The organism is Armatimonadota bacterium (assembly GCA_031081585.1).
GTDB classification, from domain to species: domain Bacteria; phylum Sysuimicrobiota; class Sysuimicrobiia; order Sysuimicrobiales; family Humicultoraceae; genus Geohabitans; species Geohabitans tengchongensis.
Map to the genome: position 1 here is coordinate 1 of JAVHLY010000040.1, position 19751 is coordinate 19751.

The following is a 19751-nucleotide window of genomic DNA, read 5'->3' on the forward strand; positions in this document are numbered from 1 at the left end:
CGCCCGCGAGAGCGGATGCTGCGGCCAGCACGTCCTGGTTCAGAATGCCCCGGCGGACGGCCTGCCACGCGTTGCGCACCACCCAGCGGCCGGGTCCGGACGCCGCGAACACCGCCAGGGCGCCCATGGCCAGGGCCCGCGGGCGACTCGGCCCCCAGAGGGCGCTGGCCAGCATCAGCGCGCTGGCCAGCCCGAGCAGGGCGCCGGCCCACCAGGCCAGACCGCGGGCGCGGCGCAGCTCGGCCTCTTCCTCCTGGACCCGGGCAGCCTCGTCCGGCGGGTGCACGCGGAACCCAACGTCCTCCAGCGCCCTGGAGATGGCGTCGGCGGACAGGCGGTCCGGCTCGTACTCCACCAGGGCCTCCTCGTGCGCGATGGAGACGTGCACCGACCGCACGCCGGGCAGCCGACGGACCGCCCGGTGCGCGGACTCCACGCACAGGGAGCAGTGCATCCCGCCGAGCTTGACCTGGAGCTTCGCCACCGCTGCCACCATCGTCACCTCCGCCCCAGGAGGTTACAGCTTCCAGCCGACGGGAAAGTCAAGACGACCGAACCGTCGCCCCGCGAGGAGGGGCGGGTGGCCGTTCCGGCCTGCACCATTCGGGACCTGACCCCCGGAGGCCGCCTCTGATGAGGCGCCCGGCACCGGACCCTGTCAGAAGCAGGACAACCCGAGAGCCAACCAGCCGAGGCCAACCACCGCAGCCACGAGCTGCGTCAGGTTCCCCAGCAGGGCGTGCCTCGGTCCAACACGCGCGTGCAGGGCCTGCGGGTGGACGACCTGGACGCGCCGCCAGGCCATCAGCGGGAAGTCGATGAGGTCGGGGAGGAGCGCCCCCAGGACTGCGGCGGCAACGGCCACGGTGTGCGCACCGGGACACCGGAGGAGCAGGGCTCCGATGAGCAGCGCCCCCACGCCCAGCTCGCCCGCGGCCCGCAGGTTGCGCCCGCTGAGCAGCGGTGCGGGGTGGGGGTTGTGGCCGACCTCCCGGCGGTCGTCGTGGGGGATGGCGTCGAGCAGGTAGTGGCTGGCCACGCCCAGCGCCAGACCAAGGCCCGGCGACCCTGCGGCCTGGCCCACCGCGGCCCCGATGAGCATGTGCGGCAGCGGGAACACGTGTGCGGCTTAGCCGTCGGCCTTCGCCGAGATGGTCGCTCCGCAGGGCGCGGCATGCGCTTCCAGGTGGTCCACCCGGGCGTCGAGCATGGGCACCTCCCGCTCCGCGCCATTGTAGCACCGAGCTGCGATGTCCCCAGGGCGGCCGGCGCGCAGCCACGCCGCGTGGGACTCGCGTGGTGGCGTGACCTCCCCTGCCTGGATGCTTATCAGGAAAAGATAGATTTTCATCTGTCGGAGGACATACTTCAGTTGAACTTGCCCCGGACCCAGTTCTGTTCGGTATGTTGTTCGGGGCCTCAGGGGCTCAACCGGGTGAGGACCGCCCGCTTGAACTCGTCGAAATCGCCCAACCGCGTTCGAATGACCTCGTAGACGATCCGGTCGTCGACACGTCCGTACTCGTGGACGAGGATGTTGCGGAGTCCCTTCATCTTCCGCAACTTCTCCTCCAGCTCCGAGGTGATCACCCCGGCCTGGGTGAGCCTGGTGAGGAGGTCGTCCTCATCCTGGGGCAACCCCAGGTTGAGCCCGCGGACGAGAAGGGCTGCCGTGTCCAGGACGCCTTCGATGGCAATCTGCAGGAGGCGCTCACAGGCACGGCGTGTCCGCGGGTCCAGATACTCCTCGAAGGTGGGCGGCGCAATGTCCCCCAGTTCGCGGAGATAGCCTTCGACCTGGTCGAGCCGCGCGAGGATGCGATCACGGTCGATCACGGGCCACCCTCTCCAGGAAGTCGCGGTACAGGTGCCTGTAGTCCTCCCAGGCCCGCACCGTCTGAATGGCGATGTCGTAGAGCAGGTCCTGGTCCTTGATGAGCAACACTCGTCCGTCCCGCAACACCCGCTGCCGCACGTAGAGCGGCAAGGCCTGGTAGACCACGACGTCCAGGTCGACCCGGCCGAGGTAGTCGAGCCGCTTGCGGCCCGCCTCCTGCGCCGCCTCCGGGCGCAGGACGAGACAGGCGTCCACATCCGACGCGGCGTCCGCCTCGCCGCGGGCCCTGCTGCCGAAGAGCAGCACGGCGATGACGTCCGGGTCGTCCCGCGCGAACTGGAGCAGTGCCTGGAGGTGCCGTTCGGCCCGCCTCTCCATGGCCGTCCCCATCTTCCCACATTGCAGCCTGTCCGGTCGTCCGCATTGACACCCCCGCGGGGTCTCCCTAAGCTTTCCGGGTAGGACAACACGGCTTCCCGGCGGCCGCCGCCCTCCCGCACGGCGCGCCGGTTTTCCGCCTGGTCCGGTGCATGGCCATGCCGATCTATGAGTATCGCTGCGAGAACAACCACACCTTCGACCTCTTCCAGCCCGTCGGCGCCCCGCCGCCGGCCTGCCCCACCTGCGGGCGGCCGAGCCGCAAGGTCTACAACTCGGTGGGCCTGATCTTCAAGGGGCCGGGGTTCCACACCACCGACTACCGCCGCAGCTCGTCCGGCGGGACGTCGGGAGATGGCAAGGACGGCAAGCAGGAGGCGGGAGCGAAGGCCTCCTCGGGTGAGGCGGGTGGGAAGCCCGCCGAAACCGCGAAGTCCTGACCCCCACCGGCCCGCCACGTCCCTGAGCCGCCGGCTGACGCGGGCGGCCGGGCGGCTGCTGCGCGCGAGCCCGCCGGTTGTGCGGTCCGTCCGCGCGCCGGCCGTGCCCCTCGCCGGCGCCGCCCTGCTCTTGGTCTGCCTCTTCGGCTGGACGGCGGGACCGGCAACGGCGCAGGCGCCTCCCGCCGAATCCGTCTCCGCCGACTTCCGCCTGGGCTTCGTCGGCACCGTCGTCCTCGACGCTTGGATCCCGCTCCTCGCTTCCCTCCACTCCCCTTCCGACCTCGACGGCATCCTCGAGGTCCTCCTCCGCGCCCGCAGGCCGGCGTCGCTGCTCCGCGTGCGCGTGGCCGTGCGCGCCCCGGCCGGCCAGCCGGCCCGGGTGACCGTGCCCGTCGTCCTGCGCGACCGGCGGGAGCCCGTGGTGGTGCGGCTGCTCGACCGGGACGGCGGCGAACGCGCCGCCTGGCGGCTGCCGCTCGACCGGGTCCGCGTGGCCCCTACGGTGGTGCTGGCCCTGAGCGCCCGCCCCGCCGGCCTGGAGCCGCTCCTCCCGCCGGACCTGCGCGCGGCGGTGGCCTATCTAAAGGAAGACGACCTGCCCGACCGGTGGCACCTCTACGAGGGGGTGCACGCGGTCGTGGTGCGGGACCTGGAGGCGGCGCGCCTCTCCCCGGCGCAGGTGGAGGCCCTGCAGGCGTGGGTGGCCACCGGGGGACGGCTGCTGGTGGCCGCCCCGCCGGGGGCGGATGGAACGGCGCGCAGTCCGGTCCTCGCCCCGCTGCTCCCTGCGCATGCTCGCACCGGGGAGTGGCGCGGTGCGTACGGACGGGGGCATGTGGCCCTGATCCGCTCCGACCCCTTCGCCCCGTCACCCGACCCGCTCACCGTCGCCACCTGGCAGGGCGCGCTCGCCGCGGCGCCCACCCCGCCGCTCGTCGACCGGCGCCTCCTCGACCTGGTGCCGCCGGCGCCCGACCTGCCGGCCGGACTGCGCCTCGCGGTGGTGCTCGCCCTGGTCGCCTACGTCGCTGCCGTGGGGCCGTTGCTCCGCGCGCTGCGCCGCGGGCCGGCGGGGAGGGTGGCGGCCGCCGCCACTGTGGCCGCGTGGCTCCTCCTGGGGTGGGCGGGCGGATCGATGGTGCGCGGGATCGTGCGGGCGCCCGTCCAGGTGCTGGTGGTGGAAGGCCTGCCGCCGCCGGGCGGTGTCGGCGGCGGGCCCGGTGGCGGCGCCGGCCCGGGAGGGCGCGAGGCGGGAACCGGCGGGCCTGGAGGCGTTGCGACAGCGGAACGCGTGCGCCTGACCGCCGTGATGCGGGCGCCGGCCGGCGCGCCGGCCGCCTTCCCGCTCCCCGACGACGCGCTGGGCGAGGCGGTGGGCGCGCCCGAGAGCACGCTCGACCTGGCGGGGCAGCGCCTGATCGTGCCGGACGGCGGACGCCCGGCGCTGGTCTGGCTGACCGCGGTGCGGGCGCTGCCGCTGGCCGGCGTCTACCGGCCCACGCTGGAGGGCGCCGAGGTGCTGGTGCGCCGCCCACCCGGCGTGGAGCTGCGCGACGCGATGATCGCGCAGGGCGGCCAGGTGCGTCCGGTGCACCTGGAGGGGGACCGCGCCGTGATCACCGCCGACGGGTGGCGCGACATCCCCGACGTCGAGAGCGCGACGGGAGCGGAGGAGCGCCTGCTGGCGTGGCTCCTCAGGGGCCTCGAGCGCGATGCTATAATCACTCCCACCGCCTCCCTGGTGGCGTGGCTGCACGACCGCAGCGGCGCCCTGGGGTGGGCGGAGGCGGCGGGTCCGCGCCTGCTGGTGCTCCCGCTGATCCCGGCACGTCGCGGCGGGCCATAGGCATCCTGAACCCCGTCACCCGCGGAGACCTCCGGGCGCGCCTGGCCTCGGGCCGGGTGGCCTGGAGTCTTCGCGTCTACCTGGCGGTGCTGGCCCTGCTGGTCGCCGGCGCGCTGCTGCCCGAGCCGGCACGCGTCTTCCCCCTCCACGACCGGAGCCTGTTGCGCGCGCTGCTGGCTGTCTGCGCGGTGGGCGGCGTCTACCTGGCCTCCGCCTTCGCCATCGGGGAGATCGCCGTGGAGGGCGAGAAGGCCCTCGCCGACCTGGCCACGACCGCCTTCTCCCCGCGCACGATCGCCTGGGGCAAGGTGGGCACGGCCCTCCTCACCGCAGCCGCGCTGCTGCTCTTGAGCCTGCCCCTGCTCCTCTTTGCCGCACCGGACGTCCCGCGCGGCCTGGCGCTGGCCTGCCTGAGCGTGGGGATGGCGCTTGCCGCGCTGGGCGCGGCAGGCACCTGGCTGGCCGCCGCGGTGCCGGGCGACCTGGCGCGCACGCTCGTGCACTGGGCCCTGCTCGTCCTCCTCTTCACCGCTCCGCTGACACTGGGACGGTTGGACCCCCTGGGGGTCGCGGCGAGCCCGCTGCGGCTGGGCCGGGCGGCCGTCGACGGGGAGGCGCGCGTGGTCCTGGTGGGGACGGCGGCGTACGCCCTGGTGCTCCCGGTCACGGGGTGGCTGATGGCGCGCGCGGTGGTGGCCGCGCGCCAGGAGGTGGCCTCGTGGACGCGCTGAGGGATGCCTGCACCGGTGGGGCGGCGGCCGGGGCGCACGCGGTGCGGGGTCCCGGCGCCGGACCGCGCGACGTGCCGCTCCCCCTGCGCCGGCTGCTGCGCCGGGTGCGCTGGGTGGTGGCGCGGCGACGGGCGCTCGACTGGGTGGTCCAGACGACAGCCGTGGCCGCGGGCGCGTCGCTGGTCGTCACCCTGCTGCGCACGGTGGTGGCCCTCGACCTCTCCGGGCTGGCGGTGCTGGCCGGAGGATTGGGGGTGGCGCTGCTGGCGTGGCTGGCCGGGCTGCTCCTCCCCGTGGGCGATGCGGTGGCGGTGGCGCGATGGGCCGACCGCTGGCTGGGCCTGCGCGAGCGCACGAGCACCGCGCTGGAACTCGTGGCCGGGCGAACGCGCCGGACCACCCTCGCCGGGCGCACCCTGGAGGACGCCACGGAGGCGGCGCGCCGCGCCGACGGGGGGGCGGCCTTCCCGCACCGGACGCCACCCGGCACGCGGCGGGCGGCGGTCCTGGTCGCAGCGGCGGTGGCGGCGGCGGTGGTCCTGCCGGGGATCACCGTGCCGGGGACGCCGGCGCACCAGGTGGCCGAGCAGATCCGCCGCGAGGGGCGTCGCCTGGAGGAGGCGGCGCGGCGGCTGGAGCAGCGGGCGCGCACCGAGCGCATCCCCGAGGCTCGCCGGGCCGTCCCGGAGGTGCGCGACGTGGCGCGCCGCCTGCAGCGGGAGCGGGTCACTCGTCCCGAGGCCCTGGCCCGGCTGGGCGCTCTGGAGGCCCGGCTGGAGCAGGCCCGGCGCCAGGTGCAGGAGCGCCTGGAGGAGCGCGGGGCGCTGCGCCCGCCGCCGGACGTGCCGGCCGACCTCTTCCGTCCCCAGCACCGCCTGGAGCGCCAGGCCCGCCAGCTACGCGAGCTGGCGGCGCGGCTGGCCCAGACGCCGGAGGGCGAGCAGCCGCGCGGCGACCTCCTCCAGCGCCTCGGCGAGCTAGCGCAGGGGGGCGAGGGGGAGCTGCCCGCCGAGGCGCGGCGCCGCGTGGAGGAGGCGCGGCGCCAGGCCGAGGGCGGCGACGTGGTGGGCGCGGGGCAGGCGCTCACCGAGGCCCTCCAGGAGCTGGAGGGGCTGGAGGCGCTGACCGCGGACGAGGAGGCGTTGCGTCAGGCGCAGCGCCAGGTGGCCGCGAGCGCGGAGCGCATCGCCCAGGGCCCCGGTGCGGCGCCGGAAGAGGAGTCGCCGCAGGCCGCCCGGGTGGACCCGCCGGCGCGCGCCCCCGGCGGGGAGCGGGCGGCCCCGCGCGGCGAGGGCGGCGCGGAGCCGGGACAGGGGCCCCACGAGGGCGTGCAGCCGGGGCGGGGGAGCGTCGAGGAGAAGCTGGGCGCCCCCACCCGGCGGCTGGACGCCGCCACGGCGCGCAGCCGCGTCCGTGGCCAGGAGGGGACGGGCGACGTGCAGAGCGGGGAACTGGTGGGGCCGGCGCGCCTGACGCGGGTGCGGACGCCGCTGGTGCGGGTGCCCGCGGCGGTGGTGCGGCGCGCCGACGCGTACCTGGCGCGGGTGCGCGTGCCGGCGGACCGGCGCGCCGCGGTGCGGCGCTACTTCGAGCGGCTGGCGCAGCGCTAGGCCATGACGCCCGAGACCTTCCGCGAGACCTTCGAGCGCCTGCGCCGCGAGGTGCAGCGCGTCATCGTCGGCCACGAGGCGCTCATCGAGGAGGTCCTCATCGCCATGCTGGCCGGCGGGCACGTCCTCCTGGAGGGGGTCCCGGGGCTCGGCAAGACGCTGCTGGTCCGGACGCTGGCCCAGACGCTCGACCTGCGCTACTCGCGCATCCAGTTCACCCCGGACCTCATGCCGGCGGACATCATCGGCACCAACGTGGTGATGCAGGACGCCGCCGGCCGGCGCTTCTTCGACTTCCAGCGCGGGCCCATCTTCTCGCAGATCGTGCTGGCGGACGAGATCAACCGGGCCACCCCCAAGACTCAGTCGGCGCTGCTGGAGGCGATGCAGGAGCATGCCGTCACCGCCGCCGGCGTCCACTACCCGCTGGAGGAGCCCTTCTTCGTCCTGGCCACCCAGAACCCCATCGAGATGGAGGGCACCTACCCGCTGCCGGAGGCGCAGGTCGACCGCTTCCTCTTCAAGCTGCGCGTGGCCTTCCCCACGCCGCGCGACCTGGTGACGATCCTCGACCGCACCACCGGTCCGGAGGTCCCCACCCCCGCCCGCGTGGCCACCGCCGCCGACGTGCTGGCGATGCAGGCGCTGGCGCGGGAGGTGACGGTGGCCAGCCACGTCAAGGAGTACGTGGCCCGGCTGGTGCGGGCCACCCACCCCGAGGCCGACGGCGCCGCCTCCCTGGCCCGGCGCTACCTGCGCTACGGCGCCAGCCCACGCGGGGCGCAGGCGCTGCTGCTGGCGGGCAAGGTGCGGGCGCTGGTGCACGGCCGCACCAACGTGGCCTTCGAGGACCTGCGCGCCCTGGCGCTGCCGGCGCTGCGCCACCGCCTCATCCTGAACTTCGAGGGGGAGGCCGAGGGCATCGACCCCGACGACGTCGTGCGCAACGCGCTGGAGGAGGTCCCCGAACTGGGCGCGCGCGTCTAGCGCGCCCGTGCCGCCGTGCCGCCCGCCGCCGACTTGCTCCTGGAGCCCGACTTCCTGCGCCGGCTGGAGCGCCTCAGCCTGGTCTCGCGCCGCCTCTTCCGCAGCGGGGTGCGCGGCGAGCGCCGGTCGGTGACCCTGGGGCGGGGGGTGGAGTTCGCCGACTACCGCTCCTACCAGGTGGGGGACGACTACCGGTACATCGACTGGAACATCTACTCGCGCCTGGACCGCCTCTTCGTGAAGCTCTTCAGCGAGGAGGAGGACATCAACGTCCACCTGCTGGTGGACCGCAGCCGGTCGATGGGGTTCCCGCGGGGGACGGGCGCCCCGAGCGCCGACGGGCGGGCCGTCGCGGGGACAGCCCCGCCCGTCCCCGCGAAGCTGGACTACGCCGTGCGCGTGGCGGCGGCCCTCGGCTACATCGGGCTCGTGAACCTCGACCGCGTGGGGGTCGCCGCCTTCGACAGCCGCATCGGCCCCGTGCTGGCCCCGGGGCGCGGGCGCAGCCACGTCTTCCACCTCTTCCGCTTCCTGGGCCGCCTCGCCCCCGAGGGCCACAGCGACCTGGCCGCCGCCATGCGCGAGTACGTCCACCGCACGCGCCGCCGGGGGCTGGCCGTCCTCCTCTCCGACCTCCTCCTACCGGAGGGTCTGGAGGAGGGGCTGCGGCTGCTGCGCTACCACCGGTTCGACCTCTTCGTCGTCCACATCGTCAGCGACGAGGACCTGGCGCCGCCCGAGACGGGCGAGCTGCGCCTGGTGGACAGCGAGACGGGACGGGCGGTGGAGGTGACGGTGGACGGCCCCACCCTGGCCGCCTACGCCCGCGCCCGCGACCGCTACCTGGCCGAGGTGGAGGCGTGCTGCCGACGCCACCAGATCGAGTACCTGCGGGCCACCACCTCGGTGCCCTTCGACGACCTGATCCTGCGCTACCTGCGCATGGGAGGGCTGATCGCGTGACGCTGGGGGCGCCGGCGGCGCTGTGGCTGCTGCTGGCCGTCCCGCTGCTCGTGCTGCTGCACATGCTGCGGGCGCGGCGCGAGGCGCGGGTGGTCAGCAGCGTGCTCTTCTGGCAGCACGCCGTGCGCGACCTCCAGACACGCTTCCCCGTCCGCCGGCTGGAGCGCAGCCTCCTCCTGCTGCTGCAGGTGCTGGCCGTGACGTCGCTGGCGCTGGCGCTGGCCCGCCCCTCCCTGACCCTGCCCGGGGCGGGCGGTCCGGCGCTGGCCATCGTCCTCGACACCTCGCTTAGCATGCAGGCGACCGACGTCCCTCCCAGCCGCTTCGCCCGGGCGCAGGCGGAGGCGCTGGCGCTGCTGGCGCGGGGCGGGAGCGGACGGCCGGCGATGGTCGTGGCGGCTGGCCCCCGCCCCCGGATCGTGCACGACCTGTCGCGCGACGCGACGTCGCTCGCGGCGGCGGTACGGCGCCTGCGCCCCACCGACGGGCGCGCCGACCTGGAGGGCGCAGTCGAGCTCGCAGCGGCACAGCGCGCCGAGGGCCGGGCCGTGCAGGTCGTCCTCTTCACCGACCGCCCCTGGCCGGCCACCCCCGGGATGACGGTCCACCAGGTGGGGACGCCCGCTCCCAACGTCGCCGTCACGCGGGCGACGGTGCGCGTGGGGGACGACGGACAGGACGCGCTCCTCGTCGAGGTGGCCAACCTGAGCCCGCAGCCGCGCCGGGTGCGGGTGCAGGCGACGTGGCCCGACGGCGCCACCACCGCGGCGGTGCTGGCGCTGGGGCCGGAGGAGCGCGCCGTGCGCGTGTGGCCGGCTCGCAGCGACGGGGTCGTGCGCGCGGCCGTGCGCGCCTCCGACGGGCAGCCGCTGGGGGACGCCCTCCCCGCCGACGACGCGGCGGAGGTCGTGGTGGGGGAGGCCCTCCGCCCGCGCGTCCTGCTGGTGAGCCCCGGCAACCCGTTCCTGGAGGCGGCGCTGGACGCCCTCCCGGTGCGGGAGGTGCGCCGCGCCGCGCGTGCGGACCCCGCGGCGTGGGGCGCCTTCGACCTGGTCGTCCTCGACCGCACGCCCCCCGTGGCGCTGCCGCCCGGGCGCTACATCGTCGTCGGGACCGTCCCCGAGGGGCTGCCGGTGCGCGCGACGGAGCGGGCGCGCGGCCTGACCGTGACGCGCGCGGAGGAGGGTCACCCGTTGCTGCGGGCCGTGGACCTGGTGGGGACACGGGTGGACGAGGCCGCGGTGCTGCGCCCGCGCGGCGGCCAGGTCCTCGCCGAGGGGCAGGTCCCCCTCCTGTGGCTCTTCGAGGACGGCGCGCGCCGCGTGCTCCTCGTCCCCTTCGACCTGGCGCGCTCCGACCTGCCGCTCTCGCCGGCCTTCCCGATCCTCCTGGCCAACGCCGTGGAGTGGCTGGCCGGGCCGGTGGAGGTGCCCGCCGGCGAGGCGCCGCTTCTGCCGGCGGTCCCGGGGCCCGTCCTCCTGGTCGGGCCGGACGGCGGCAGCACCCCCGTCCGCGTGCACCAGGGCCTCCTGGCGCTCCCGGCGCTCGACCGCGCCGGCGTCTACCGGGTGCGCGGCGAGGGGTGGGAGCGCGCGCTGGTCGTCACCCGCCCCGGGGCGGAGGAGTCCGACCTGCGTGCCCCCCCGCCCGCGCCCCCCGGCGGGAGGGCGCCGGACGCCGCCACGCGCCGGGTGGAGGTGTGGGCGCCGCTGCTCGCGGCGGCCGTCCTCCTCCTGGGGGTGGAGTGGCTGCTGTGGCGGCGCAGCCTCCCGCCCCCGCCGCGCCGGGCCCGCGGCCGCCCGCGCCCCCTGCACGCGGTGCGCTGGGTGGTGGTGGCGCTGCTGGTGCTGGGGCTCGCCGGCGTCGAGGTGGCGCGCGGCGGCGGCGACCTGGCCGTAGTCTTCGCCGTCGACCTCTCCCGGAGCGTCCCCTACGAGGCCCGCGAGCGCGCGCTGGGCCTGATGCGGCGGGTCGCGGCCGCCGCCCACCCGGGGACGCGCTTTGGAGTCGTCACCTTCGCCGGCAGCGCGCGCGTGGCCGAGGGCCTGACCGCCAAGCCGCGCTTCCCCCTGCCGCCGCCGGCCGACCCCGACCGCACCGACATCGGCGCGGCCGTCCGCGCCGCCCTCACCGTGCTGCCGCCGGTCGGGCACCGCCGCGTGGTGCTCCTCACCGACGGGCAGGACACCGCCGGCGAGGTGGCCGCGGCCATGGCCCGGGCGCGCCTGGCCGGCGTGGAGGTGGGCGTGGTCCCCCTCGCCGACGGCGTCGACGCGGACGTGGCGGTGGAGGGGGTGCGGGCGCCGCCGGTGGTCCACTCCGGGGAACGGTACACCGTCGAGGTCGCGGTCGAGAGCACCGCGCCGGCCTCCGGCACCGTGCGTCTGCTGGCGGACGGCCGGGAGGTGTGGCGGCGCGCCGTGGCCGTCCCCGCCGGGCGGAGCGTCTGGCGCATCCCCCACGCCGCCGCCGGGCCGGGCGTGGTGCGCTACACTGCCGAGGTGCGCGCCGCGCCCGACGCCCGCGAGGAGAACAACCGCGGCCACGCCGCCGTGGCCGTGGCGGGTCCGCCCGCGGTGCTCTACGTGGCGGCCGAGCCCGGGCCGCTGCCGGCCTGGCTCGCCGCCCAGGGCCTGCGCGTGCGCACCGTCCCGCCGGAGGCCCTCCCCGCCGACGCGGCCGGCCTCACCGCGTACGCCGCCGTGGTGCTGGACGACGTGGCGGCCACGCGCCTCTCCCCGCCGCAGATGCGCGCGCTCCACGACTACGTGGCGGCGGCCGGCGGCGGGCTCGTGGCGGTGGGCGGGCTGCACGCCTTCGGGGTGGGCGGGTACGCCGGAACCGACCTGGAGGCGGCCCTGCCGGTGAGCATGGACGTGCGCCACCGCGTGGCGCTGCCGTCGCTGGCGCTGGTGCTGGTCATCGACGCCTCCGGCAGCATGGGCAGCTTCGGCCCGGAGACGCCCAAGGTGGAGCTGGCCAAGGAGGCGGCACAGGCCACCATCGACCTGCTGGGCGAGCAGGACCTCATCGGCGTCCTGGCCTTCGACCAGGAGCCGCGCTGGCTGGTCCGCCCCACGCGGGCGCGCGACCGCGGGCGGATCCTGCAGCTGGTGAGCCGCCTCACCGCCGGCGGCGGGACGAATATGGCTCCGGCCCTACGCGAGGCCCACCGGGCGCTCCGCGGGGCCCGCGCCCGCATCAAGCACGTCATCGTCCTCTCCGACGGGCAGACCGAGCCCGGGGACTTCGAGCGCATCGTCGGGCAGATGCGCGCCGACCGCATCACGGTGAGCAGCGTGGCCATCGGCGCCGACGCCGACCGGGCGCTCATGCGCAACCTGGCCGCGTGGGGCCGGGGGCGCAGCTACGTCACCCGCGACCTCTACTCCATCCCCCAGATCTTCACGGCGGAGGCGCTGCTGGCCACCCGTGCCTACCTCGTCGAGGAGCGGACGCGCCCGGTGGCCGCGCCGGACTCCCCCCTGGTGCGCGGCCTGACCCCGCCGCCGCTGCGCGGCTACGTGGCCACCGCCCCCAAGCCCGCCGCCACGTTGCACCTGGTGACGCCGCAGGAGGACCCGCTGCTGGCCACCTGGCAGTACGGGCTGGGGCGCGCGCTGGCCTTCACCTCGGACGCGCGGCCGCGCTGGGCAGTGGAGTGGGTGCGCTGGCCGGACGCGGCGCGTTTCTGGTCGCGCGCGGTGCGCTGGGCCATGGGGACGGTGGGGGAGACGGCCGAGGTGGCGGTCAGGGCCGACGACCGGCACGTGCACGTGGTCGTGGACGCCCGCGCTCCCGACGGCACGCTGCGCACCGACCTGCAGGTGGAGGCGCGGCTCAGTGGCGACCCGTCCGCCACGGCGGCGCTGGTGGCCCGGCTGCCCCAAACCGCCCCGGGCCGCTACGAGGGGTCGCTGCCCGCGCGCGGCTCGGGACTGGCCGTCGTGACCGTGGCGGTGCGGCGCGGCGCGCAGCGGCTGGGGGTGGTGCGGCGGTACGTCGCCGTGCCCTCCCCGCCCGACCTACGCCCCCAGCCGCCGGGAGCGGTCGGCCGCCTGGTCGAGGGGGCCGGCGTGTGGCCGCTGGCCGGCGTGGAGGAGATCCTGGCGCCGGTCCCGGGCAGCCCGGCGCAGCCGCGCCGGGCGTGGCCGTGGCTCACGGCGGCCGCCGTCGCGCTCTTCCTCGGGGAGATCACCTGCCGCCGGCTCCCGGTGGTCGGCGAGTGGGTGGGGCGCGCCGGCGCGCTGGCCGCCGCCTGGCTGCGGCGCCGGCCCGCGCCGCCGGCGCCCGAGGACCTGGAGTACGACGCGGCGGACCGCTGGCGCGTCTTCGAGACCGAGGAGGCGGCGCTGCGGCGCGCCAGCATGGAGCAGGCGGCCCGCCTGTACATCGCCCGGCTGCGGCAGCAGCAGGGGGGCGAGGAGGGGACCCCGCCGACCACGGGGGCTGGAGGAGGGGAGCGCTCCGGCGGGCGAACTCTCCGACCATGACCCTCCCCGCCGAGCCGTTTACCTTCTCCGCGCCGACCGACGTCCTCTTCGGCGCCGGCGTCCTCGAGCGGCTCCCGCAGGTGACCGCGCCCTACGGTCGGCGGCCGCTGGTGGTGAGCGACCCCGGGGTGGCCGCCGCGGGGATCCTGGTCAAGGTCCTGGACGCCCTGGGATCCGCCGTCGACCACGTCGAGACCTTCAGCGAGGTCGAGCCCAACCCCAGCATCGAGACGGTGGAGCGCGCCGTGGACGCCTACCGTCGCGGCGACTGCGACCTGCTGGTCGGCGTGGGCGGCGGCAGCGCCATGGACGTGGCCAAGATGGCCGCGGTCCTGGTGGTGCACGGTGGGTCGGTGCGCGACTACGAGGGGATCGGCAAAATCCCAGGTCCCGCAGCACCGGTGGTGGCCGTGCCCACCACCGCCGGGACCGGCAGCGAGGTGACGGTCTTCACCGTCATCACCGACCGGGAGCGCCGCTTCAAGATGACGGTGGGCAGCCCCCACGTCCTGCCCCGCGCCGCGGTGTGCGATCCGGCGCTCACCCTGTCGCTGCCGCCCGCGGTCACCGCCGCCACGGGCATGGACGCGCTCACCCACGCCATCGAGTGCTACGTGAACACCGCCCACAACCCCATCGCCAAGACCCTCGCCCTGGAGGCGGTCCGCCTCGTAGGCCGTGCCCTGCGCCCGGCCTACGCCACAGGGGCGCTGCCGGCGCGCACGGAGATGCTGCTGGCCAGCACCATGGCGGCGATGGCCTTCACCCGCACGCGGCTCGGCAACGTCCACGCCATGTCCCACCCGCTCGGCGCCCACTTCGACATCCCCCATGGGCTGGCCAACGCCGTGCTCCTGCCGCACGTCATGGCCTGGAACCTCATCGCCTGTCTGGAGACCTACCCGCGACTGGCCGAGGCGCTGGGGGAGCCGGTGGGCGGGCTCTCGCCGCGGGAGGCGGCGGAAGCGGCCGTGACGGCGGTGCGGCGCCTCAACCGGGACCTGGGGATCCCCGAGCGCCTGCGCGACCTGGGGGTCACTGCCGACGCCATCCCGGCGATGGCCGACGACGCCATGAAGAGCGGCAACGTGCTGGTGAACCCGCGGCGCACCCGCCGCGAGGACATCGTCCACCTCTTCGAGGTCGCCCTCTGACCCTGCGCTTCCCGGAGACCCTGCCGTTCGACACCGAGGTGGTCCTGCCGCCCATGGTGGCGGTGCGGCAGCGCTTCCCCCGCCCGCGCCTGGAGGACCCGCGGGCGGCGGCCCGGGAGGGGCTGGCCCGCCTGCTGCCGCCGCTGCGCGGCCGGCGGGTGGGAGTCACCGCGGGGAGCCGCGGCATCCGCGACATCGTGCCGGTGCTCCAGGGGGTGCTGGAGGCGCTGCGCGCCGCGGGCGCCGAGGCGGTGGTGGTGGCGGCCATGGGCAGCCACGGCGGCGGCACGGCCGAGGGGAAGCGGCGGGTGCTGGCGCACCTGGGCGTCACCGAGGCGACGGTGGGCGCCCCGGTGCTGAGCGGGGCCGAGGTCGTGGAGATCGGGCGCACCCCCTCCGGCTACACCGTCTACCTGGACGCGCACGCCGCCGCCTGCGACGGGCTCGTCGCGGTCAACCGGGTGAAGCCCCACACCGCCTTCCGCGACCCCATCGGCAGCGGCCTGCTGAAGATGCTGGCGGTGGGGCTCGGCAACGCACCGGGGGCCGCCCAGCTCCACCGGCTGGGCGCCGGCGAGATGCCTCGCGCCATCACGGAGGTGGCGACGGCGCTCGTGGCCACCGGCCGGGTGCTGGCCGGGGTGGCCATCCTGGAGAACGCCTACGACGAGACCGCACGCGTCGAGGTGTTACCGCCCGACGCCATCGCCGCCCGGGAGCCCGAGCTCTTCGCGCAGGCGCGCGCCTGGATGCCGCGCCTGCCGGTGGACACCGTCGACGTGCTGGTGGTCGACGAGATGGGGAAGACCTTCAGCGGGACCGGGATGGACGTGAACGTCATCGGCCGGTGGCGCCACCCGGAGGTCCCCGACCCGGACGCGCCGCGGGTGCGCCGCATCGTGGCGCTGCGGCTGACCGATGCCTCCGAGGGCAACGCCCAGGGCGTGGGGCTGGCCGACGTGGTCACCCGCCGGCTGGCGGAGGCGATCGACTTCGGGGCCACCTACCTGAACGCCATCGTCTCCACCTACCTGGAGCGGGCCTTCCTGCCGCTCGTCGCCCCCTCCGACCGGGCGGCCGTCGCGGTGGCGGTGCGCACGCTGGGGCTCTATGACCCCGCCGCGGTCCGCATCGTGCGCATCCCCAATACCCTGCACCTGGAGCGGCTGTGGGTCTCGCCGGCGGTGGCGGCCGAGTTGCAGGGCGTCGCGGGCGTGACGCTGGGACGCACCGCCCCGTGGCGCTTCACGCCGACCGGCGACCTGGAGGAGTGGGGGCCGGCGGCGTGGGATGTGGACGAGGACGCGGCGGGAGCGGCTCCGGACGCGCCCGGGCGGTCCCGGGATCCGCGACCATGAGCCTGGACGAGGCTGTCGAGGCGGGGGCCCGGCTCCTCGACCGGGCGCGCCGTGCCGTGGCCCTCACCGGGGCGGGGGTGAGCACCGAGTCGGGACTGCCCGACTTCCGCTCCCCCGGCGGACTGTGGGCCGGGGTCGACCCCATGGCCGTGGCCAGCCTGAGCGCCTTCCGGCGCGAGCCGCAGGCCTTCTACGATTTCTACCGGCGGCGCCTGGCGCTGCTGCGCGACGCCCGCCCCAACCCGGCGCACCTGGCCCTGGCGCGGCTGGAGGCGGCCGGGCGGCTGCGGGCGGTGATCACCCAGAACGTGGACGGGCTGCACCAGGCCGCGGGCTCGCGGCGCGTCCTGGAGCTGCACGGCAGCCTGCGCCGCGCCGCCTGCGCCACCTGCGGGGCGCGGCGCCCCATCGCCGAGCTGGAGGCGGCCCTGGACCGCGGGGCGCTGCCGGTCTGTCCGGCCTGCGGCGGGCTCCTGCGTCCCGACGTGGTCCTCTTCGAGGAGCTCCTGCCGGCGGACGTCTACGCCGAGGCCGAGGCCCTGTGCCGCCGGGCCGACGTCCTGCTGGTGGTGGGCTCCTCCCTGCAGGTCACCCCGGCGGCCACCCTGCCCGAGGTGACGCTGGAGTCCGGCGGGCGCCTCGTCATCGTCAACCAGGAGCCCACGCCCCTGGACCACGCCGCCCTGGTGCTGCGCGGCCGGGCCGGGACGATCCTGCCGCGCCTGGCCGACCGGCTCCTGGCGGCGACGTGAGGAGGGAGGCATGGCAGAGGCGGAGATCGGCATCTTCGGAGGATCGGGGTTCTACGAGCTGCTGAGCGACGCCGAGGAGGTGCGGGTGGAGACGCCCTACGGCGCCCCCAGCGACGTGGTCACCGTGGGGGAGCTCGCCGGCCGGCGCGTCGCCTTCCTGCCGCGCCACGGGCGGCGCCACCAGTACCCGCCGCACATGATCAACTACCGCGCCAACATCGCCGCCATGGCCCAGCTGGGGGTGCAGCGCATCCTCGGCCCCTGCGCGGCCGGCAGCCTGACGCCGGCGGTGCGGCCGGGCGACTTCGTCGTCTGCGACCAGTTCGTCGACCGCACCCACGGCCGCCGCGACACCTTCTACGACGGGCCGGTGACGACCCACGTGAGCTTCGCCGAACCCTACTGCCCGACGCTGCGCCGGGTGGTCATCGAGCAGGCGCGCGCGCTGGAGCTGCCGCTGCACGAGCGCGGCACCGTGGTGGTCATCCAGGGACCGCGCTTCAGCAGTGCGGCGGAGAGCCGCTGGTACCGCGCGCAGGGGTGGGAGGTCATCAACATGACCCAGTACCCCGAGCTGGCTTTGGCCCGGGAGCGCGAGCTGTGCTACGTGAACATCTCCCTCATCACCGACTATGATGTCGGCGTGGAGGGGGACCCCACGGCGCAGCCGGTCACCGCCGAGGAGGTGGTGCGCATCTTCCGCGCCAATCTGGACCGGCTGCGCGAGCTCCTCCTCCGGGTAATCCCGGCCATCCCGCGCGAGCGCGACTGCCCCTGCGCCACCGCCCTGCGCGCCGCGCGGGTCTGACGGGCGCGGCGCCGGCGGCGCGGGCGGGCCGAGGCGGTGCCCGTCCGCACCGCGCCCGCCGGCGGCCTGGACGGGAGAGGGAGGCGAGGATGATCGAGAGGCGTCGCGAGGGTGACCCCACGGGGAAGTGGCTCGGCCTGGCCGTCTTCCTGGTCGGGATCCTGCTGCTGCTCTTCGTCTTCTCCCGCGGGCTGGCCGAGTTCACCCAGGCGGGACTGCTGCAGCAGGCCCCCGGCCGCGAGGCCGTGACCGCCCCGCTCATCGTGGCGGCGGTGGCGAAGTGGGTCCTGCTCTTCCTCCTGGCCTACATCGGTTCCGCCGTGGCCGGCCGTGGCATCAGCCTCTACCAGGCGGCGCGGGTGGGGACCGGCGAGGAGCCGTGACGCGCACCATCGACCTGCGCAGCGACACGGTGACGCAGCCGACGGAGGCGATGCGCGAGGCGATGGCGCGCGCCGAGGTCGGCGACGACGTCTACGGCGAGGACCCCACGGTGGCGCGGCTGGAGGCGCTGGCCGCCTCCATGCTGGGCGTGGAGGCGGCCCTCTTCTGCCCCAGCGGGACGATGGCCAACCTCGTCGCCGTGCTGGCGCAGACGGCGCCCGGCGACCTGGTGATCGTGGGGCGGCTCGCCCACCTCTACATCAACGAGAGCGGGTGGATCGGGGCGGTGGCGGGCGTGGTGCCCTGGCCGGTGGACGGCCCCGACGGCGCCCCCACCCTGGCGGAGCTGGAGGCGGTGCCGCGCGGACCGTTCGCGCCCCCGCCGGTGCTCCTCTGCCTGGAGAACACCCACAACTTCCTGGGCGGCACCGTGCTGCCGCCGGCGCGGATGGACGAGGTGACGGCGGCGGCGCACGACCGCGGGTGGCGCGTCCACCTGGACGGCGCCCGCCTCTTCAACGCCGCGGTGGCGCTGGGCGTGCCGGTGGCGCGGTTGGCCCGCGGTGCCGACTCGGTGATGGTCAGCCTGAGCAAGGGGCTCTCGGCCCCGGTGGGGTCGCTGCTGGGCGGGAGCGCCGCGCTGGTGGCGCGGGCGCGCCAGGTGCGCAAGCGCCTCGGCGGCGGGATGCGCCAGGCGGGGGTGCTGGCCGCCGCCGGCATCGTGGCGCTGGAGACCATGGTGGCGCGGCTGGCCGAGGACCATGCCACGGCGCGCGCGCTGGCCCGGGGGTTGCGCGACGTCCCAGGTCTGGGCGTGGACCTCGAACGGGTACAGACCAACATGGTGATGGTGGAGGCGCCGGACGCGCCGCGGCTCGTCCAGCGGCTGGCCGCGCGCGGCGTGCTCGTCCACGCGCTCGGTCTGCGACGCCTCCGCCTCGTGACGCACCGCCACGTCACCATGGACGACGTCGGGATGGCGGTGGACGCCTTCCACGCGGCGATGCGTGAGGCCTGAGGCGCGGCAGGAGATCGGCCCGCGCCCGCGAATCTCTCCGACGTCAGATAGCGTCCAGAGAAAGGAGGACGGGTCGCGTGGCGATGAAGAAGGGCGGCGCCAAGAAGGCCGCCAAGAAGTCCGCGCCGAAGAAGAAGGCCGCCCGCAAGAAGCGGTAGCGGCGGGACCTTCCGACTCGGAAGAGCACTGCGCCCCGCAGTGCTCTTTTCTTTGCGGCGTCCGCTCCGGGCGGGTCGCGCGCCTGCGCCATCGGCTCCCCCGCCCCTCGCCACGCCGACGAACCGCATGGCCGACCGCCCGCGCGCTGCGCCTCCGCCGTTGACCGCCGTGGTCGAGCTCCTCCTGCCGGCGGAGGCGCACGTCCTGCGCGTCGTCCGCAGCGTCCTGGAGCGGCTGGCGGAGGAGGCGGGGTTTCCCGTCGAGCAGCGCTTCGAGGCGGCGGTGGCCCTCTCGGAGGCCGTGGCCGGCGTGGTCCGGCGCGGGCAGACCGCCTGGGTGACGGTGCGCCTGGCGGTGGACCCGACCGCACTGCGGATGGAGGTGGAGGAGCAGGAGCGCCACACGCGCTCGGTGCCGCCCCCGGTCCGCCTGGCCGCGGTCGAGGCCGGGGACGGCGCCGACGAGCTGGGGGTCCACCTGATGCGCCGCCTGACGGACCAGGTCGAGGTGGAGACCGCCGGAGCGGCCACCCGGATGCGGCTCGTCAAGCTGCGCCGTCCGGCCCCGCCGCCGACGGGGCGGCGCACCGCACCGTCGGCCGCCACGCTCACCCACCTGCGCCGCACCATCGGCCGCTACCGGCGCGACCTGGAGCTGATGCGCGGACAGGCCGCCCCCGACCCGGACGACCTGGACGACCTGGCCATCCTGGAGCGCTTTGCCCGCAGCCAGGACCCCGAAGGGCTGGTGGCCGACCGCATGCTGCGGGTGAAGACCCTCGAAGCCACGCTGCAGATCCTGGAGGAAGACCTGCCGGCGCCCGGCTAGCC

General features: G+C 76.1%; 20 protein-coding genes. 14 read left to right on the plus strand and 6 right to left on the minus strand.

Annotation, left to right across the window (positions count from 1 at the left end; all coding sequences use genetic code 11):
- The 5 genes from RB146_12690 to RB146_12710 form a co-directional block, all read right to left on the minus strand.
- Positions 1 to 496, minus strand: a 496-nt coding sequence (locus RB146_12690; protein MDQ7829827.1) for a cation transporter, incomplete at its 3' end; no start/stop codon positions are given.
- 162 nt (positions 497 to 658) lie between these two features.
- Positions 659 to 1120: a hypothetical protein gene (locus RB146_12695; GenBank protein MDQ7829828.1), complete on the minus strand. Its 462-nt coding sequence runs from the start codon at positions 1118 to 1120 to the stop codon at positions 659 to 661.
- Between the two features lie 9 nt (positions 1121 to 1129).
- Positions 1130 to 1351 carry a hypothetical protein gene (locus tag RB146_12700; protein MDQ7829829.1) on the minus strand — a complete coding sequence of 74 codons (222 nt, stop codon included), beginning with the start codon at positions 1349 to 1351 and terminating at the stop codon, positions 1130 to 1132.
- A gap of 68 nt (positions 1352 to 1419) precedes the next feature.
- Entirely contained in the window at positions 1420 to 1836 is a 417-nt protein-coding gene (locus tag RB146_12705) for a DUF86 domain-containing protein (GenBank protein ID MDQ7829830.1), read from the minus strand.
- Positions 1823 to 2215 carry a nucleotidyltransferase domain-containing protein gene (locus tag RB146_12710; GenBank protein ID MDQ7829831.1) on the minus strand — a complete coding sequence of 131 codons (393 nt, stop codon included), beginning with the start codon at positions 2213 to 2215 and terminating at the stop codon, positions 1823 to 1825. Before RB146_12710 ends, RB146_12705 begins: the two co-directional genes overlap by 14 nt.
- Before the next feature lie 158 nt (positions 2216 to 2373).
- Here RB146_12710 and RB146_12715 point away from each other — a divergent pair, with 158 nt between their 5' ends.
- The 13 genes from RB146_12715 to RB146_12775 all read left to right on the plus strand — a co-directional run bounded on the left by RB146_12715 (position 2374) and on the right by RB146_12775 (position 18762).
- Positions 2374 to 2655, plus strand: coding sequence for a zinc ribbon domain-containing protein (locus RB146_12715; protein MDQ7829832.1), 282 nt, complete (start codon positions 2374 to 2376; stop codon positions 2653 to 2655).
- A 79-nt stretch (positions 2656 to 2734) separates the two neighbouring features.
- On the plus strand, positions 2735 to 4504 hold the full coding sequence (locus tag RB146_12720; GenBank protein ID MDQ7829833.1) for a hypothetical protein: 1770 nt from the start codon (positions 2735 to 2737) through the stop codon (positions 4502 to 4504).
- Between the two features lie 56 nt (positions 4505 to 4560).
- Positions 4561 to 5235: a hypothetical protein gene (locus RB146_12725; GenBank protein MDQ7829834.1), complete on the plus strand. Its 675-nt coding sequence runs from the start codon at positions 4561 to 4563 to the stop codon at positions 5233 to 5235.
- Positions 5223 to 6845: a hypothetical protein gene (locus tag RB146_12730; protein ID MDQ7829835.1), complete on the plus strand. Its 1623-nt coding sequence runs from the start codon at positions 5223 to 5225 to the stop codon at positions 6843 to 6845. The genes RB146_12725 and RB146_12730 overlap by 13 nt, the downstream gene beginning before the upstream one ends.
- Before the next feature lie 3 nt (positions 6846 to 6848).
- Positions 6849 to 7832, plus strand: coding sequence for a MoxR family ATPase (locus RB146_12735; protein MDQ7829836.1), 984 nt, complete (start codon positions 6849 to 6851; stop codon positions 7830 to 7832).
- Between the two features lie 15 nt (positions 7833 to 7847).
- Positions 7848 to 8795, plus strand: coding sequence for a DUF58 domain-containing protein (locus RB146_12740; protein ID MDQ7829837.1), 948 nt, complete (start codon positions 7848 to 7850; stop codon positions 8793 to 8795).
- On the plus strand, positions 8792 to 13288 hold the full coding sequence (locus RB146_12745) for a VWA domain-containing protein (GenBank protein ID MDQ7829838.1): 4497 nt from the start codon (positions 8792 to 8794) through the stop codon (positions 13286 to 13288). Before RB146_12740 ends, RB146_12745 begins: the two co-directional genes overlap by 4 nt.
- Positions 13285 to 14442, plus strand: coding sequence for an iron-containing alcohol dehydrogenase (locus tag RB146_12750; protein MDQ7829839.1), 1158 nt, complete (start codon positions 13285 to 13287; stop codon positions 14440 to 14442). Before RB146_12745 ends, RB146_12750 begins: the two co-directional genes overlap by 4 nt.
- Positions 14443 to 14495: 53 nt before the next feature.
- Positions 14496 to 15800 carry a lactate racemase domain-containing protein gene (locus RB146_12755; protein MDQ7829840.1) on the plus strand — a complete coding sequence of 435 codons (1305 nt, stop codon included), beginning with the start codon at positions 14496 to 14498 and terminating at the stop codon, positions 15798 to 15800.
- Positions 15797 to 16552 carry an NAD-dependent deacylase gene (locus tag RB146_12760; protein MDQ7829841.1) on the plus strand — a complete coding sequence of 252 codons (756 nt, stop codon included), beginning with the start codon at positions 15797 to 15799 and terminating at the stop codon, positions 16550 to 16552. Before RB146_12755 ends, RB146_12760 begins: the two co-directional genes overlap by 4 nt.
- 10 nt (positions 16553 to 16562) lie before the next feature.
- The gene (locus RB146_12765) at positions 16563 to 17360 is read left to right on the plus strand and encodes an S-methyl-5'-thioadenosine phosphorylase (protein ID MDQ7829842.1); all 798 of its coding nucleotides are present in this window, start codon (positions 16563 to 16565) and stop codon (positions 17358 to 17360) included.
- 89 nt (positions 17361 to 17449) lie between these two features.
- Positions 17450 to 17743, plus strand: a complete 294-nt coding sequence (locus RB146_12770) for a hypothetical protein (GenBank protein ID MDQ7829843.1) — start codon at positions 17450 to 17452, stop codon at positions 17741 to 17743.
- Entirely contained in the window at positions 17740 to 18762 is a 1023-nt protein-coding gene (locus RB146_12775) for a GntG family PLP-dependent aldolase (GenBank protein MDQ7829844.1), read from the plus strand. The genes RB146_12770 and RB146_12775 overlap by 4 nt, the downstream gene beginning before the upstream one ends.
- A 43-nt stretch (positions 18763 to 18805) precedes the next feature.
- On the opposite strand, the gene RB146_12780 is transcribed toward RB146_12775, so the two are convergent.
- The gene (locus tag RB146_12780) at positions 18806 to 18949 is read right to left on the minus strand and encodes a hypothetical protein (protein MDQ7829845.1); all 144 of its coding nucleotides are present in this window, start codon (positions 18947 to 18949) and stop codon (positions 18806 to 18808) included.
- A gap of 98 nt (positions 18950 to 19047) precedes the next feature.
- On the opposite strand from RB146_12780, the gene RB146_12785 reads away from it, so the two are divergent.
- Entirely contained in the window at positions 19048 to 19749 is a 702-nt protein-coding gene (locus RB146_12785) for an ATP-binding protein (protein ID MDQ7829846.1), read from the plus strand.
- Positions 19750 to 19751 lie beyond the last annotated feature (2 nt).